Genomic DNA, 17900 nt, shown 5'->3' with positions numbered 1-17900 from the left:
TAGAATCTATATCCAATATATGGAGATGAAAAGATGAATAAAATATCAAAATGGGCTATAATCCCTTTGCTAGCAGGAACTCTAACTTTCCCGCAGCTCACACATGCAGAACAATCGTCAATCTCTGTTTATGTCGACGGCAATAAAGTTGTATTTGATCAAAATCCTGTTATTCATGGGGATATTACCTTAGTTCCTTTGCGCGGCGTTTTTGAAAAGTTAGGTGCAAAAGTCGATTGGGAACAGGCAACTCAAGCCGTAAAAGTTGCGAAAGAGGATAAAACGATCACGCTTAAAAAAGGCTCTAAAGATGCTTTTATAAACAATATCCTCCAAAAGCTAGATACAGAACCACAATTACTAAATAATCGAATAATGGTACCCCTACGCTTCATTAGTGAAACCCTTGACGCAAAAGTAGACTGGAATGGAACAACAAGAACAATTACGATTACACAGCCGACAAGTACACAACAAACGAGCACAAATAGTAATTCTAATAGTTCAATCCCTAAAAATGAAAATTCGACTACATTAACATATAATGATGCATTACAAAAGGCACTTGCCTATAGCTACGCGCTAAAAAATGCCGAAAAAGAAATTGATAAGGCGGATGAATCACGTGATGACTACGGTGAATTCTTCAGATACAGTGAACCATTCGGTACGGGTAATTCATTAGAGGATGCTCAAATAAGACAAATTTATTTAGGGATGTTATCAGCAGATGACAAAGTGAGAAAAGCAAAACGTGATCTCGAAACAACAAAAGAAGAAATCACATATCAAGTTAAACAGGCCTATAATGATGTCATTCAAAAAGAGGCAAGTAAGTTGTATAACGAAAAAGCTCTAGCAGTAGAAGAGTTGAACTTCAAGCTTGCAAAAGTTCAGTTAACACAAGGAGTTATTAGCCAAGTTCAATATGATCAATTAGCAAATAAGCTAGATGGAACGAAAAAGACATTAGAGGCATCAGAAAAGGCTTTATCACAAGCGAAAATTAAATTAAATCAATTAATGGGTGTATCAAGTAACAACACATATGCATTAGTAGATATCCCTGCATTTGAAACGATGGAAAATGCGGATGTTGATTATCAAATTACGAAAACATTAGAAAAGCACCCAACGATATTTGAACTAGAACAAGCAAAAAATCTTACCCAAAAATCACTTGATTTATATACGTATAACTCAGGTAGTATCGGTGAGAATTATGAAACAAAAAGAATTACCGTGTCTACTCTTGGAAATCAAATCGCTCAAACAAAAGATAGTATAGCTCAAGGCATCCGTACAACCTATTTAAATATTAAGAGCTTAGAAGACCAATATGCGATCTTACAAACCAATCTATCTAATGCAGAAAAAAGTTTACAAGTAACAAAAGTTCAATATGAAGTTGGTCAAACAACTGAATTAGATTTAAGACAAAAGGAGCTTCAATTAGCTGATCTTCAGTCGAAAATCACGGATACTATTGTGAAGTTAGATAGCCTTCATGCAGTATATGAAAAGCCATGGGTAGCAATGGGGGCATCCTCAACAGCTCAATAAGGAGGGAAACAGTACCATGAAAAACTACAAACAATTTATTGCCGGTGTTATTGTCGGTGGTGTCCTTTTGTCAGGAGGCAATGTATTAGCGAATAATGCTTCGCTGCCTAGTATAACAAATTGGGTTAAATACAAAATTAATGGCGAAGCAAAAGCGTTGCCTAGCGGCTATACGACATTAAATTATGAAGGACATACGTATGTACCAACACGTTTTATCGCCGAACAACTAGGTGCAGATGTTGAATGGGATGATCAAACAAAGACGGTTACAATTGATAAACCGGTTGATAACATTAATAAAGAAGTCGATGACCAAGAAAATACTTGCGATAAATCTGAAGACCCATCTAAACAAGATTCAACTAAATATGAAGCACTTCCAGTCTCTAAAACAATTAATGGTGTACGAGTAGAAGTATATTCAGTTGAGGATGATCCCAACTATACGAAGTTGTATGTTATCGTAAAAAATACAAATGAAAATCTTGTGCAATTAGACCAAGGTACAGCAAGTTTCCAATCGGAATTAGACACATACGCTAATAAGGATATCCGTGGCGGTGTTTTATATTGGAAAGATACCACTTGGTTTAAAGATATTGGTGAAGACCAAGATGCTAAGGGTTATATCATGTTACCACCAATACCAAAAGATGAAAGACAAGGTAAATTTACTGTTGAAGTTTTTGAAAATGGCTCAACTCAAAAAGTGATGAACTATGAGTTTGACATAAAGTGGTAAAGTGAGTTTTACTTGAGGAAACTTCTATAATTATTATAGAAGTTTCCTTTTTTTATACTAACTTTATATGTTACATCCTATTTATCTAGCAATTACATAAAGCAAGAAATGGTGGTATTTTAATGAAATTGGATATTGAAAAATGGATTAATAGATTAGACCCATTGGATAATGAAGCAAAAGAGTTATTTTCGGAATCTGTAATCTGCTACAAAATAGGAGCATACAGATCCGCATTTATCATGTCGTATCTTGCATTTAAAATTACACTAAAAAACAGAATTATAAATTGTTCCTATCGTCCAGAGGGTTTTAATGAGGGACGATGGCAATCAGTTATAATTAAGGAGTTAAATAATGAAGATAATTGGGAGAAACACCTTAATGATATAATAGTAGCTGATCCTAAAAAAGAGGGAAGTATAGCTATCATATTTTTTGAACAAAGAGAAATAGCAAAAAACGAATATGAATACTGGAAGAATGTAAGGAATCAGTGTGCACATGCAAAATCAGGGATAATAAATAGTTCAACTGTGGAGTGTTTTTGGAACTATCTTCAAGATAATTTAAGTAAATTTTATGTTCTTGGTGGAAAACAATATTTATTAGAAGAACTGTTAGAATATTATAGGTATCGAGTAGTTGAAAATAAAAATAAGTTAACTTTGTTAATACATGATATAGAGGTAGTATATGGCGAAAATGCATGTGAATTTTTTAAAGAGTTTAATGTAAGGTTTGAAAATCGCTACAGAATAATGGTAAACGATGAGAACCGTGATTTTTGGAAGGAGATTATTTATTCATCTCATGACAATATTCAAGAAGGATTTATCAAAAGTATAATGGAGAAAGAGTACTATTTTATACAATTCTATCGGATTTTCCCTGACATCTTAGAAAAAGCTATTTCATTCGATAATAAATTTATTTTAGATAAAGTGTCTAAATGGCTTGAATTATGGGAACCCGATTATAGAGGGGGAAATAACACCTTTTGGGATATTTTATATAAATTATTAAAGAAGAAGCCTGATGAAGTAAATATTGATATGATTTCAAGGAAAGTTGACTTAGATATAATTTCTAATGTGGACTTTGATATAGAGCAGCTGAAGTTATTAGAAGGATATAAAGTATTTGATAAATTTATTTTAAATGCAGGATCGTACTTCTTTGATGTAACTTTTGATGGAATAAGAATAAATAATGGATATAAAGAAAGAAAGCCTATTGAATGGTTTAAGTATTCTACATGGAATAAAGAATTAATAGCGAAATTAAGTGAGTCTTTTGAACGATTGGACGTAAGTATTTCAAATCTGAAAAAGTCAAACTTCGGAAGCTGGGAATATGAAAGAAGAAAAATATATATTGACTTAATAAAATTGTATTGGTGCAACATCGAAAAGGTAATCGAAGATGAAAATTTAACTATCTATAATAAAATTTATGAGTATATCAAGGAGTAGCTTATTTTATGAAATAAGGAACACACGAACCGTCCCGGTATTCCTAAATTGTAGACACTCTGTTATAACATTAGCAAAGAGTCACTACTACCCGACTGTAAGGGGGGATCGTATAAATGGATGAGGTATTGGGAATTTTGAAAGCAATACAGGATGAACAAAGAGAGTTCCGAATGGAAATGAATAGACGTTTAGAAGTGATAGAGAAATATGCGATTCATAATGGTGAAAAATTGGACAACAATCGTGAACATGTAGGCGGAAAATAAGTTTTATCGAACATAAGAATTTAGAACTGGAGCAACGTATATACGAGTTGGAAAGCCGCTTTAGGCAGTAATTGTGTAGGGACACAAGCGGACAAACTCCTTGTTCCATTGAAGGGCACACAGAAAAAAGTAACATGACTCCTCCGCAACCAAGTGATGGGATAGGTTACTTTTTTCATTAATAATTATAGAGAGTCAGCCGTTCTTCATACAGCACGTATGTTGCAGGTGACCGTGCATCTTATATAGCACAGCTAACAGTTTATGTTGGTTGTTTTTTTTGCATTCTAATTATGATAGATTCTTACATAAAATTTGCTAGAGTGGAACATGCGAACCGTCCCCACGTTCCATAGAAATAAAGAACCAAATGGAATAACAAAAAAGAACAGGCTGCATTATAGCTATAGCCTGTCCAACATATCATGATGTACTGCCCTAAATAGCACATATAAATCCTCATTAAATTCAAATATTATTCTAATGTCCATATTTACATACACTTCATGATAAGGTGTTCCTTTTACTGCATGGCAATTTAAAGAAGGGTGTGTTATATCCTGTTCCATTAATTTAATTGTTTTGGCCACCTGTTTTTGCTCTTTCTTGGATAACTGGAACAAATCTTTAAAGAATTGTTGGGTAACAATAGATTGTTTACTCACTTTTAGCCTCAATTCCCTTTTCAATGAAGTCAGCTAATTCACTTAATGAGTCAAACTTTTGATAGTTACCCTCCTCTAAATCCTTTTCAGCCTGTTTCATTTTCTTTTGAAATGAATTTGTCCAGAAATATTCTTGGCTCTTATCATGCCAATTAACAGGTCTTAGAAACAGCCCACCATCTTTTACTTCAATTGAAACATAATCCCCTTCTTTGATCCCTAGTTCTGCACCAATAGTGGCCAATGAAATTAAGTTTCTTTTTTGTACTTGTGTTATTTTCTCCAAAGATTCTCCCTTCTTTCCCCTTTAATGTATCACTGTTGTTACTGAATCTGCTGTAATCACTGTAATTACATTATACCATCAAAGGGTTAGTTCAAGCAAACAAAAAAGCTGGACAAAGACCAGCTTACCTGCTTAATATATACCAGTTTTCCCATTGTAGAAACCCATTGAGAGTAATATTAGATGTTTGCCAATTAGTTCCTGCACAACAATATTGAATTTCATTGGCTTGCTATCATATTTATATAATTTAAGTCCAACTTCAACAATAGATCCTGCAAGTATGGATTTTAATACTTCTAATTTGTTCATGTTACTGACCCCACTTAATTATTATAAGGAATTGCTTCATGGAAATATTCTTCATCATCTTGAATGATGGTATATTCTTTTTCTGTCACTTTTGGAATATAGGCCCGGTTCGCATGTTCCAAACTCATTGTAATGGATTCAAACTCGGACCTTAAGAAAAAAGAAAGCAAAGATTGGGCATATGTGGATATTGCCTTAATAAATAAGGAAATTTTAAAAAAGCGCTAACTAGTAGCTATGTCTAGTTGCACTTTCGTAATTTTCATTGGAATTCACACTCTTTGAAAAGCCGAATGGAACATGAGAAGAACGAAATCGCTAACGCGATGGCTCTTTAAAAGCCCCCTCCGCAATAAATAAGCAAAAAAAACAGAAAAAGTATGTCTTTTGTGGTATTGTTTAATCGCCAAACCAAACAAACCTAGAAAGGACATACTTTTTCCTATGAAGATTTTAACACATTCTACAAATAAAATATATACCAATATTCCCCTTCAGTTTTCGAGAGACCCGCCTGCCTCCTGATTATTCATTCTAAACTCAATGATCGGGAGGGAAACATCATGAACCAATATGAACAAAAAACGGATCTTTACTTTGAACTAAAGGGTTCCCCGGAATCCACGAAAGAATCTTACAGCCGTCGAATGCAGGCTTTTACAAAATATCTTCAGGAAAACAATAAATCGATTGAAAATATGACCCATGAGGATGTCCAACAATATATTCTTTACCTTAAAAAAGAAAAAGGGTTATCCGCTGGGACCATCAATAATTATATTTCAGCCATTCGATTCTTCTACACCTATGTTTTAGAAAAAGATTGGAATAAAAGAAAGGTTCCGAGGATGAAAAGGTCACAAAAGTTACCTGTCATTCCAGCTAAAGAAGACGTTCTTTCCTTATTAGATTCAACTGAAAATCTAAAACATAAGGCCATACTTGAATTGATTTATGGCAGCGGTCTTAGAGTAAGTGAAGTGGCCAAATTAAAAATTAGCGATATTTGCAGTAAAACCATGCGAATTCGTGTAGAAAACGCCAAACACAATACAAATCGGTATACTATTTTATCTGATTTGGCACTGAAAGTGCTTCGGAATTACTTTAGAGAATACTTCTCTAACACATCGTATAAACTTGATGATTGGCTTTTTCCAGGGCAAAAACAGGGCGAACATATTCATGTCAAAACAATCAAAAATACGATCATTAAGCTTAGAAACAAATTAGAACTTGATCCCAAAATTTCCGCCCATACGCTTCGGCATTGTTTTGCCACTCACTCTTTAGAGGACGGGGTTGAGCCAGTACTTATCCAACAAATGCTTGGACATACAAGTCTTAAAACAACTACAGCCTACCTTCACATGACTTCCAAAAGTCTGATGGGAGTCAAAAGTCCATTGGATACTAGGAAGGACCGTGAAGTATGATAACAGTCCAAGATTTGTTTCAAAAATTCTTTTATCGGTTTATGGAAACTCACAAAGCATCGCCGCAACAACTCAAAGCCGCCTTTAACATCATGCGATGCCGAACCGCTGATTTAGGAGGACATGCCTATGAATGTGATCACTGTGAACATACACAAGTCAGTTATAATTCTTGCCGAAACCGACATTGCCCCATGTGCCAAGGAGTTAATAAAGAAATATGGGTAGATGGCAGAAAAAAGGATATTCTGAATGCCCCTTATTTCCATGTGGTATTTACCATGCCGGAACAACTGCACACGATTATTTATCATAATCAGAAACTACTTTATGACTTAATGTACAAAGCAGTAGCTGAGACGCTTACAGAACTCGCTCAAGACAAAAAGTATCTTGGTGCACAAATCGGCTTTTTTTCCGTTTTGCATACATGGGGTCAAAATTTGCACTACCATCCGCATATTCATACTGTTGTATTGGCAGGCGGTCTTACTAAAGAAAATATGTGGCGGAACACCAGCCAAAAATTCTTTATCCCGGTGAAGGTTCTATCAAAAAAGTTCCGCGGCAAATATTTTTATTACCTAAAAGAATATTATGAGAAAAATCAGCTTCAGTTTTTTAACGATGCAAAAAAGTACGAAGACCCGAAGGAGTTCCAATATTTATTGGACCAGTGTTACGCTAAAAACTGGTATAGCTATACCAAGAAAACCTTTGCCGGTCCTTTGGCCGTCATTCAATATCTTGGTCGGTACACTCATCGAATTGCCATATCCAATCATCGGATTGTTTCTATGGATGACGATACAGTGACTATTAAAGTGAAAGACTATAAAAATAACAATAAAGTTAAAACGGTAACCATGCCAGGCGTTGAATTTATTCGCAGATTTTTGATGCACATACTCCCGAAGGGATTGGTGAAAATCCGACATTACGCGATCTTAGCCAATCGAAATAAAAAAACGAAATTAGAACTATGTAGGTATTTAACTGGAAGTCCAGATTATAAACCAAAATTTGAAGGAAAAGATATTTTAGAAGTTGTCTCAATCCTAGCAAACAAAGACATTACCTTATGCCCTTCCTGCAAAAAAGGACATTTACAGAGGGCCGAACCAGGGGGCATACCTTGACAAAGTTCAATTTAATACTTTTTAAAAAAAGCCTCTTAAGTGGGAAGGGGGGAGCTGTAACCAAAAATGGATTTTTATCGATAAAACTGATAAAACAAAGCAAAAGGTAACGTAAAGATCCACTTAACGCGCCCAAGGGGGAGGATTGAAACCCCATAGGCCAGGTCCGCGACTTCATTCTTCCGAGGCAATCAAAAATTTTGCGTGTGTAGTGTATTTCAATAAAAAGCAAAAGGGCGTAACTAGTGAAAGCCACTAGTTATGCCCTTTTTCGCACAAAACTTCCGATTGTCCCCTATAAGAACCGTCCCAGTATTTCATTCGGGCTTAATAGTCATTCAAATATCATATTATTGGTAAAAGGGAGGTATTTTTGAAAACATCTAGAATTTAAATATTTAGAAAACATGGAGGTGTATAAACGCATGGACAAAAAATTCATTACAGGCTTTATAGCTGGAGCGATTACATTCAGCTCTATCGGTGTTTTTGCAGCAGGAGGAAAGGCAATTGAGGTATTTTATAGTATTAAAGATATTAAGATTGACAATGTCTCACAAATGCCTGAGCAAAAACCATTTACCTATAATGGAACAACATTTGTTCCATTACGCTTCATCGCAGATAAGCTTGGCCAACCAATCAAATATGATACAAATACACAAACTATCTTTATCGGTCAATTTGACGGTGAAAAGGTTTACCTTGGCGATGGCATTAAACATTCAGATGATGAGACAACTGCCCTTTCGTATGAATATAGTAATGGAAGTAAGACAGTGAAAGATAAAATTAAAAAAGAACATTCAAAATATCTATTATTAAAATATGAACCAACAATGACAAAGAAACCATCGGGGAAATTTACCTTTGACCTAAACAGAGAGTATACAAAGTTTTCTGCAACGATTGGATTTACCGAAGGATCTGGAGAAATTGATAAACCAATCCAAGTAAGGATTTATGCAGACGATAAAAGAATCTATGCTGGACAAATCACACGAGGGAAATTACCAGCTGATGTTAATTTGAATGTAACAGATGCAGTTAAACTACGGATTGAAACAGATCTAGATTCAGAAAAATCAGCTGAAATTGGATTGTTTGATGCTTATTTAGAGCAGGTAAAATAGGGGATTTTTCCAAAATAAAAACACAATTAGCATATTGATATGCTCCCCTTAAGGTAGACAGATTAAAAAATAAAAATCTGGCTACTTTAAGGGGAGTATTTTTTATGTCTAAAAGAGCTTATTCAGCAGAGGAAAAGTTTGAAATCTTAACAGCGTATATAGAGGGGAAATATTCGTTAAACGAAATTACTAAAATCTATAAGGTGTACAAAACCACAATTTTTGATTGGAAATATAATTTTGAAGAATATGGCACAGAAGGTCTTAAAGAGTCCTCAACCTGGAAAGAATACTCTAAAGAACTAAAGCTTTCGGCTATAAGAGACTATCAGTCTGGAGAATATTCCCTTAGAGAAGTTACAAGAAAGTATGGAATATCATCAACTTCTACCCTTAGGAAATGGATTAATAAGTATAATAATAGTCATAGAGAAATTAAGGCAACTGCCAAGGGGATGAGCCAATCTATGACTAAAGGAAGATCAACAAGCTGGGAAGAACGAATTCAAGTGGTCTTATATTGTATAGGGAACGGGAAAGATTATCAGAAAGCTGCGGAGGCTTATGAAGTCTCTTATCAACAAGTATATCAGTGGGTTAAGAAGTATGAAAACGGTGGAGATGAAGCCCTTAAAGATAAACGTGGAAGAAATAAAGCAGAACTATCTCCAGAAGAGAAAATTAGACTAGAGATGAAAAGGTTAGAACGGGAAAATGAACGGTTACGTGCAGAGAATTTATTCCTAAAAAAGTTAGAGGAAATCGAAAGGAGGCGAAAATAAGCCAAATCCGATTTGAAGATAAGTATACCGCTATTCAAGAACTTCATGAGGAAGAGAATCTAGCTATTATTCTACTGTGTGAAATCGCGGGTATTTCTAGAGCTGCTTACTATAAGTGGCTTAATCGTACGCCTTCTGCTCGAGAACTTCAGAATGAAACAATCATAAAAGAGATAAAGTCACTCCATGAGGAACTTGATGGTATCTACGGATACCGTCGAATGACGTTGAACGTAAATCGTAAGTTTAACAAGAATTTCAATCATAAGCGTATCTATAGATTGATGAAAATCTTTAGAATACAATCTGTCATTCGCAGAAAGAAAAAGCCTTATAAGCGCTCTCCCCCTCAACATGTGGCGGAGAATGTGTTGAATCGTGAGTTCACGGCGGAAAAGCCAAATGAAAAATGGGTAACGGATGTCACCGAATTCAAATACGGTTCCTCAAAGAAAGTCTATTTAAGTGCTATTCTTGATCTGTACGATGGATCAATTGTTAGTTATGTTTTAGGACATTCCAATAATAATAACCTCGTGTTCAAGACGCTTGACCAAGCCATAGAGCTTTTGAATGGGGACCATCCACTTATTCATAGTGATCGTGGGTTCCCATACACCTCTCATGGGTTTAAACGCAGGATAGATAAAGCAGAGATGGCACAAAGTATGTCGCGAGTCGGTAGATGTATTGATAATGGACCCATGGAATCTTTTTGGGGAACACTCAAATGCGAGAAGTACTATTTAAATAAGTACGAGACATTTGAAGAGCTTTCTAAAGCGATAGATGATTACATTCGTTTTTATAATCATAATAGATATCAAGAACGACTAAACGGCCTTAGCCCTATGGAATATAGAGCTAAAGCCGCTTAAATCATTTTTATTATTTCTACTGTCTACTTGACAGGGTGCAGTTCATTTTATGCCAGTCGTGCTTTTATTTTGGGGTAAACTACCAGTATAATTACTAACACCATAACTGAGGTGTATAATTTCACCCTTAAAATTGCAACTTGATACATAAGATGGAACAAAAGAACCGCCCCCAAGTTCCAACTTTTCCCCAAATATACAGATAAAATTCCTGATAAACTTTTGAACTAATAGTCTACATAGTCTATAATAAATGATAGCTTTGTAGATAATTGTAAAATTATGCGGAGGAAAATCGATGAAATTACAGTTCAGTGATAAAACTAGAAACTTAACTTTTTTATGTCTAACCGGCATAATTATCGTTTGTTTATTTGTTGTGAATAATATCGGAAATAAGCAGAACAAGGTATTTGCAGAAGAGAGTAATCAATTTAAATATGCCCTACATTTGTTGTCACAAAATAAGGTAACCGAAGCAGAGCCGCTATTAAAAGATTTAGCAGACAAGCACCCAGATAACTATGAAGTCATCTGGAATTATGGAATTGTTCAATTACAGCTTAAAAACTTTGAACAGGCTCGAGCGCTTTTTCAACAAGCACAAGATGAGAATGTTACCTTGGTAAAGAATTCTGCTTTTTTAGCACACTATGGTGAAGTGCTCTATAATCTTGGTGATTTAGAAAAAGCCAGAGTCTACTTGGAAGAATCGTTAAAATTTAACCCAAATGAACAAGTCTTAAATTCAGTTAATAATCTGCTAGAAACCATAAAGAATAAAGATCAACAATAGAGGTGGTGAAACAATGAGCAATAACTACAGTAAATATTATAAAAAAACAAAAGCAGATGCCACTAAAGATAATAAAAAGACGAATATAGAAGCTACTAAGGATAACAGGGACGTAGCAGAAGCACAAAAGATCGATAAAACTATATATGGCATTCTTTTAGCAATCTTAGCAATATTGCCGTTACTTACACGCACTAAAGTGATTGATTTTACAAGCCCACAGATAACAAATTCATCAATTGGCTCAGGAACAGTAGGTGATGTGTTTACGTATTATAAGTTTATTTTTCTAGTCATAGCAACGTCAATATTAATCATTCTTTTCCTATACCGTACATTTGGAATCGGTATTCCTATAAAGAAAAGCTTTATCAATATCCCGCTGGCAATTCTAGCGCTATTCGTGACACTTTCAGCACTATTTGCACCATATAAATCACTAGCTCTGGTAGGAATGTATAACCGCCATGAAGGTGCAATTACGTATTTATGTTATTTTACCCTGTTCTTTATTGCGGTAAACTTAACCTACACGAAAAAGATGCTTCATAATGTAATCTATGCACTTTACCCAATTGTAATAGTAAATGCTTTATTGGGATTATTAGGGTTTTATGGTGTGGATTTAATTAAAAGCAGCTTTGTCCGTTCAATATTATTACCTAAGGGTTTAACAGAGGATATGATTGGCACGGGCTCACAATTTATTACAACTATAAACCATGGGAACTATGTGAGCGGTATTTCAGTTGTATTAATCGCTATCTTTATGATGATGTTTATATTAGATAAAAATAAAATCCGTCAAGCTTTAAATACTCTATTAGCAACGTTGTCTTTTGCTATGCTTCTAAGTTCATTGTCACGAAGCGGATTTTTAACCTTTGTCATTATCTTGCCCGTTTTAGTCATTTTACTTGTTCGTTCGAGTGAAAAAGCGAAAAGCTATGGTAAGCTGGCAATTCAGTTAGTATTGTTTGCAATCATATTTGTGGCAATGACCACTCATAATCCCAAAGTATGGGATGAATCTGTGGGGATGTTTGTTGCGAAAAACCCTTTTGCAAATGATCAACAAGCAATCGGTGCAACTTCATTAGCGCTAAATAGCGACCATTATGATTTAAAAAATGGCAGCAGTGTCATACTAAATAAAGAAATAGCAGATCAATATCAAAAATTCGCTAAAGAACAACTAAATAAAGTATTACTTTTCCCAACCGCTTATGCGGATTCAAATGATAAAACAGCGGATGAATTCCAATTGCCACAGCTACCTGAATCAGGAATTGGGGCAGGCTCTGGTCGTCTCTTCATTTGGGGAAATACTTTTGATTTAATTAAGCAACGACCATTAGTAGGTTATGGTTTAGATACTTTTTCTTATCATTTTCCACAAAACGATCCAGAAAAAATTGCAGCCTTAGAGACGCATACGGTTATTGTTGATAAGCCGCATAACCTATACATTAATATCCTCTATGGATCAGGGGTACTTGCACTATTGGCATTGCTTGCTTTATTAGCGGTTCCTTTCGTAAAAGCAGTAAAAACGGTATTCACTCAACAGCTTGATAATGAACAATCAATTGTGTTCATAAGCCTATTTATCGGTTGGATTGCATATTTAATGCAGGCGTTATTCAATGATTCGGTAATTGGAACTGCGCCGATATTTTGGGTGATTTTTGGAATTAGTGTTGCAATTGTAAGGGGATTAGAAGTAAATAACGAAAAGTCTTTTGAAGAAAAGAACTAACGCTGCTTACAATCGTATTTCAATGATATAACTTGAGGGAGTTCTGGAATGTTAGGTTCAGTCAAATCAATAATAAGTTCAATTATAATAAATAAATCATTAACGAAACAATTGGTTAAGAGAGAAATAAAAGGGAGATATAAGGGTTCATATTTAGGACTACTTTGGTCATTTATTACCCCTATTTTTATGTTAATAATTTATACCTTCGTCTTTAGTGTTATATTCCAAGCTAAATGGGGGAATAATGCTGATACTAATAAATTAGAATTTGCCTTACTTTTGTTTTCGGGGTTGTTAGTATTTAATGTTTTTGCTGAAATCATCTCAAGAGCTCCGTCAATTATTACATCAAATGCTAACTATGTTAAAAAGGTTGTATTTCCTTTGGAAATCTTACCAATAGTTTCTTTAGGGTCAGCGTTATTTCATGCCTTTATAAGTCTAATAGTGCTTATACTAAGTATGTTTCTATTAATTGGTACATTACATTGGACAATAATATTATTCCCATTGGTTTTATTACCAATATGTCTTATTTCATTAGGTTTGTCATGGTTTTTGGCTTCACTAGGGGTTTACATTCGGGATATTGGTCAAGTAATCAATATTATTGTATCTGCCCTTATGTTTTTGAGCCCAATTTTTTATCCGATTTCTGCAATTCCAAAAGAGATGCAGTTCCTATACTATTTTAATCCAATAAGCTATGCAGTTGAAGATACTAGGAGAACGATTATATGGGGTCAACTACCCCATTGGAATTGGCTAGGTTATGGTATGTTAGTTGGGATAGTAGTAGCACTATTCGGATATATTTGGTTTAAAAAAACTAGAAAGGGTTTTGCAGATGTCCTCTAATGGAATTGCAATAAAGGTTGAAAATCTATCAAAGCAGTATCAAATATATGACAACCCCATTGACCGTTTAAAACAAACAATTAGTCGTGGGAGAAGGAAGTACTATCGAGAATTTGAGGCATTGAAAGACATTAATTTTGATATCTTAAAAGGTGAAACAATAGGGATTATTGGTAGAAATGGCTCTGGGAAAAGTACATTGCTACAAATAATCGCTGGCACATTAATGCCTACAAGTGGTGAAATAAATGTATACGGTCGGGTTGCGGCCTTACTAGAACTGGGAAGTGGGTTTAACCCGGAATTTACCGGGCGAGAAAATGTTTATTTGAACGGTAGTATTTTAGGACTTTCAAAAACTGAAATGGATAAAAGGTTCGATGAAATAGCACGATTTGCGGACATTGGCTCTTTTATGGATCAACCTGTAAAAACATATTCAAGTGGGATGTATGTAAGGCTAGCTTTTGCTGTTTCAATAAATGTAGATGCGGATATTCTTATAATAGATGAAGCATTGGCTGTTGGTGATGTGTTTTTCCAGGCGAAGTGTTATAAAAAATTCGAAGAATATAAACAACAAGGAAAGACAATTCTGTTGGTCTCACATGATTTAAGTAGTATTATCAAATATTGCGATAGGGCTATTTTATTACATGAAGGAAGACTTAATGAAATTGGAAGACCAAGAGAAGTTGTCGATAATTATAAAAAACTTTTAGTAAATCTACACGAGCATACGGATGCTATAGAAGTTAGTGATACCTCAAGCGAAGAGCATATTGGTAATAGGTGGAATACTTTTTATCAATGGAATCCAGAACATTTAGATTATGGTTCTAAATTGGCTACAATTACTGATTTTGGTGTTTTTGATGAGTCGAATGAGTTAACCAGTAATGTTGAAAGGAATCATTTTTGTTCAATTAAATTTAAAGTGAAATTTAATGAAGCTATTAGCTCCCCAATTTTTGCAATTACCTTTAAAGATTTGAAAGGTACTGAAATAGCAGGTACTAACACCCTGATAGAGGATATCTACACGGGTGATTACGAAATAGGTAATGAAGTTGAGGTTATATTTACACAAAAAATGAACCTCCAAGGAGGCAACTACCTTCTTTCATTAGGGTGTACCGGTTTTAGTGGGGAAGAGCTTGTAGTTTATCACCGATTATACGATATAATAAATATACAAGTGTTTTCTTCAAAATTATCAGTTGGATATGTTGATTTGGAAACAAAAATTAATATTTTATCCAAACAAAAGGTGACAGTATGAAACAGCAAATAGGAAATGTGAACCTGAATTTAGCATTCTATACTGGCCAGGACCAATACAGTGATGGTGACATTGAGGATGAATTGCTCGAGATAGTAAAAAAATATGAGGACTATGAAATCATTATTAAAAATGATAACAGATGGCCTATTCTTTACCATTTATCTAAGTATCGAGCAAATATTATCGAATGGTATCCAATGTCTAAAGACAAAACAGTTTTGGAAATCGGAGCAGGTTGCGGTGCTATTACAGGTGTATTATGTGAAAAAACTCATCACGTAACAGCAGTAGAATTATCAAAAAAGCGATCAATGATCAATGCATATAGACACAAAAGCAATGGGAATTTAGAAATCATTGTTGGTGATTTGAACAAAATAGAGTTCACAGAACAATACGATTATATCACGTTAATAGGCGTTCTTGAATATGCTTCATTATTTACTGAAGGTAAAACTCCTTTTTTTGACTTTCTAATGAAAATAAAACAGTTATTAAAACCCGGTGGGAAACTATTTATTGCGATTGAAAATAAATACGGTTTAAAATATTGGGCTGGGGCACGTGAGGATCATACTGGAAGATTTTTTGATTCTATTGAAGGTTATTCAGGCGAAGTAAGTGCACGAACATTTTCCAAAAGGGAATTAATGAGCTTACTTGAGAATGTTGGATTTTCTAATCAACAATATTACTATCCAATACCTGATTATAAACTTCCATTTAGAATTTATTCAGACGAACGTTTACCGCATGTTGGTGAATTGAGAGATTTAATTCATAACTATGACCAACAGCGCTTTCAGCTTTTTAATGAAAGTGTTGCATTTGATGAAATAATAGTAGATGGAAACTTTCCGTTTTTCTCAAACTCATTTCTTGTTGTTTGTGGATCTTAAAGTATACGGAGTGAAATTATGCATATTAAAAGTGTTAAATATAGTATAAATAGAAAAAAATGTTTCCAAATAAAAACAACAATTTTTGAGGATAATGGAATGCGCTTTGTTAGGAAGGACCCCTTTACCGAAGAAAGTAAAAGTCATATCCATCAAATAGAGAAAAATTTCCATCTATTAAAGGATTCAAATTTAGTTCATGTACCACCACAACTTGATGGAAATAAATTAATATTTCAATATGTTGATGGTGAACTACTTGAGACAAGACTTTATAATATACTAAAAAAAGGCTCTGCAAATGAGTTTATCAAAGCTGTTCAATCTTATCGGTCAATATTATTAAACGAAAATACTATAGATTTTTATGAAACAAAGCAGTTTACTGATATTTTTGGAGACGGAAAAAGATTTAATGGAATGCCCGCCTTCAAAGTTTCAAACATTGACCTGAATTTTGATAATTTAATTTTAAGTAATGGTAAGATTATTGTTATTGACTATGAGTGGGTATTTGAATTTCCAATTCCAGTTGATTATGTGATATATCGAGCTTTAAATGTTCTTTTTGCAAAGTATGAAAATCTTTGTAAAGGTACAATAGCAAAAAAAACTTATTTCGAACTTTTTGATTCTGAAAAAATAGATGATTTTTCAGAGCTCGAAAAGAATTTTTCTTATTATGTTGGCTTTGAATGGTTTGATTTACGTTCTAAGTATATGAAAGAAAATGTAGATCTTGATAAAATTATTACATTATATAATTCACAAGCTGAAATCCCTAAGTTTTTACAAGTATTCTGGGCAGATAATCAAAATTTCAGTGAGGAAGAGTCTAATAAAATCATTCTAAATAAAGGAAGAAGTATAGTTTTAAGGTGCGAATTACCAAGAACTCCTTTTGAATACTTAAGAATTGACCCATTAAATACAATTGGATATTTTTCTCTTGATGCTAAAGTGTTGATTAATAATGTAAAGTACAAACTAGATTCCTCTATTGTGTCTAAAAATAATGTGGTCGCATGTATTGAAGATCCATTATTTGATTTTATCTCAACAACCGACGATTCCCAAATTATATACAAACATGAAATCCTTAAATCTAATGTGGAAAAAACGTTGGAAATAAAGCTTGAATATGAAACTAACGAAAAAGTTTTATCGGATAGATTAGTATTAGGATATGCTAATTATGTTGATATAGTTGAGAAGCAAGTAGGACACCTACAGAAACAACTTCTTTTAAAAGAAGAAGATAAAAAACATATTAATGAGCAACTACAATTAAAAGAAATACAAATAAAAGAATTGAATGAAATAATTCAACAAAAAGAAAATCAAATAGAAAAAATTGAGGAAAGATTGGAGTTAAAGAAAGAAAAATTACGAGAACTCGAAGAATTTAACAGAGCAATTACGTCAACCAGAGGCTGGAAAGCACTCGAAAGGTTTAGGAAAATTGTATCTGTATTTTGTAAAAGTAAATAATATGAAGTAATAGATACGTTATACCCCCTTCTTTTAATGTTTCCTGAAAGGGGGTTATATATTAAAGACATACCCCTACATGGGCATAAATCAAGAGTATTAGGAATTGAACAGTGGTTCTTGAAT

17 protein-coding genes are annotated in these 17900 nt (G+C 34.0%); 14 read left to right on the top strand and 3 right to left on the bottom strand.

Annotated elements, in window-relative coordinates; all coding sequences use genetic code 11:
• The first annotated feature begins 33 nt into the window (after positions 1-33).
• The 4 genes from BAZO_RS20040 (at position 34) to BAZO_RS22520 (ending at position 4052) form a co-directional block, all read left to right on the top strand.
• A complete protein-coding gene (locus BAZO_RS20040; RefSeq protein WP_003333321.1) occupies positions 34-1563 on the top strand; it encodes a stalk domain-containing protein in 1530 nt (509 codons plus the stop codon).
• 16 nt (positions 1564-1579) lie between these two features.
• Positions 1580-2308, top strand: a complete 729-nt coding sequence (locus BAZO_RS20035) for a copper amine oxidase N-terminal domain-containing protein (protein ID WP_003333320.1) — start codon at positions 1580-1582, stop codon at positions 2306-2308.
• A 122-nt stretch (positions 2309-2430) separates the two neighbouring features.
• Positions 2431-3783, top strand: a complete 1353-nt coding sequence (locus tag BAZO_RS20030; RefSeq protein WP_003333318.1) for a hypothetical protein — start codon at positions 2431-2433, stop codon at positions 3781-3783.
• A gap of 116 nt (positions 3784-3899) precedes the next feature.
• Complete coding sequence (locus BAZO_RS22520; RefSeq protein ID WP_157382189.1) at positions 3900-4052, top strand: hypothetical protein; 153 nt, start codon at positions 3900-3902, stop codon at positions 4050-4052.
• 404 nt (positions 4053-4456) lie between these two features.
• Here BAZO_RS22520 and BAZO_RS20025 read toward each other — a convergent pair whose 3' ends face one another.
• From BAZO_RS20025 to BAZO_RS20015, 3 genes are all read right to left on the bottom strand, one after another.
• Complete coding sequence (locus tag BAZO_RS20025; RefSeq protein WP_003333317.1) at positions 4457-4717, bottom strand: hypothetical protein; 261 nt, start codon at positions 4715-4717, stop codon at positions 4457-4459.
• The gene (locus BAZO_RS20020; protein ID WP_003333316.1) at positions 4710-5003 is read right to left on the bottom strand and encodes an AbrB/MazE/SpoVT family DNA-binding domain-containing protein; all 294 of its coding nucleotides are present in this window, start codon (positions 5001-5003) and stop codon (positions 4710-4712) included. The genes BAZO_RS20025 and BAZO_RS20020 overlap by 8 nt, the downstream gene beginning before the upstream one ends.
• A gap of 132 nt (positions 5004-5135) precedes the next feature.
• Positions 5136-5315: a hypothetical protein gene (locus tag BAZO_RS20015; protein WP_039957822.1), complete on the bottom strand. Its 180-nt coding sequence runs from the start codon at positions 5313-5315 to the stop codon at positions 5136-5138.
• 563 nt (positions 5316-5878) lie between these two features.
• Here BAZO_RS20015 and BAZO_RS20010 point away from each other — a divergent pair.
• The 10 genes from BAZO_RS20010 (at position 5879) to BAZO_RS19960 (ending at position 17774) form a co-directional block, all read left to right on the top strand.
• Complete coding sequence (locus BAZO_RS20010; protein WP_003333315.1) at positions 5879-6751, top strand: tyrosine-type recombinase/integrase; 873 nt, start codon at positions 5879-5881, stop codon at positions 6749-6751.
• The gene (locus tag BAZO_RS20005) at positions 6748-7890 is read left to right on the top strand and encodes an IS91 family transposase (RefSeq protein WP_003333314.1); all 1143 of its coding nucleotides are present in this window, start codon (positions 6748-6750) and stop codon (positions 7888-7890) included. Before BAZO_RS20010 ends, BAZO_RS20005 begins: the two co-directional genes overlap by 4 nt.
• A 425-nt stretch (positions 7891-8315) precedes the next feature.
• Complete coding sequence (locus BAZO_RS20000) at positions 8316-9023, top strand: stalk domain-containing protein (RefSeq protein WP_003333313.1); 708 nt, start codon at positions 8316-8318, stop codon at positions 9021-9023.
• A 104-nt stretch (positions 9024-9127) separates the two neighbouring features.
• Positions 9128-10683, top strand: a protein-coding gene (locus tag BAZO_RS21975) for an IS3 family transposase (protein WP_087946173.1) whose coding sequence is annotated in 2 segments (ribosomal slippage) — positions 9128-9767 and positions 9767-10683 — 1557 coding nt in all. Because the reading frame shifts where the segments join, the coding sequence is not laid out codon by codon here.
• Between the two features lie 298 nt (positions 10684-10981).
• Positions 10982-11479, top strand: coding sequence for a tetratricopeptide repeat protein (locus BAZO_RS19985; protein WP_003333310.1), 498 nt, complete (start codon positions 10982-10984; stop codon positions 11477-11479).
• A 13-nt stretch (positions 11480-11492) separates the two neighbouring features.
• Entirely contained in the window at positions 11493-13238 is a 1746-nt protein-coding gene (locus BAZO_RS19980) for an O-antigen ligase family protein (protein WP_003333309.1), read from the top strand.
• A 48-nt stretch (positions 13239-13286) separates the two neighbouring features.
• On the top strand, positions 13287-14099 hold the full coding sequence (locus BAZO_RS19975; protein ID WP_003333307.1) for an ABC transporter permease: 813 nt from the start codon (positions 13287-13289) through the stop codon (positions 14097-14099).
• Positions 14089-15381 (top strand): ABC transporter ATP-binding protein, encoded by a 1293-nt coding sequence (locus BAZO_RS19970; protein WP_003333306.1) that lies wholly within the window; start codon positions 14089-14091, stop codon positions 15379-15381. The genes BAZO_RS19975 and BAZO_RS19970 overlap by 11 nt, the downstream gene beginning before the upstream one ends.
• Complete coding sequence (locus tag BAZO_RS19965) at positions 15378-16283, top strand: class I SAM-dependent methyltransferase (protein ID WP_003333305.1); 906 nt, start codon at positions 15378-15380, stop codon at positions 16281-16283. The genes BAZO_RS19970 and BAZO_RS19965 overlap by 4 nt, the downstream gene beginning before the upstream one ends.
• Before the next feature lie 18 nt (positions 16284-16301).
• On the top strand, positions 16302-17774 hold the full coding sequence (locus BAZO_RS19960) for a hypothetical protein (RefSeq protein ID WP_003333304.1): 1473 nt from the start codon (positions 16302-16304) through the stop codon (positions 17772-17774).
• The last annotated feature ends 126 nt before the right edge of the window (positions 17775-17900 follow it).

Origin of the sequence: Schinkia azotoformans LMG 9581 (assembly GCF_000307855.1) — a bacterium.
GTDB lineage: Bacteria > Bacillota > Bacilli > Bacillales > Bacillaceae_J > Schinkia > Schinkia azotoformans.
The sequence above is the reverse complement of the archived record's forward strand: the minus strand, read 5'-3'. Positions and strand labels throughout refer to the sequence as shown.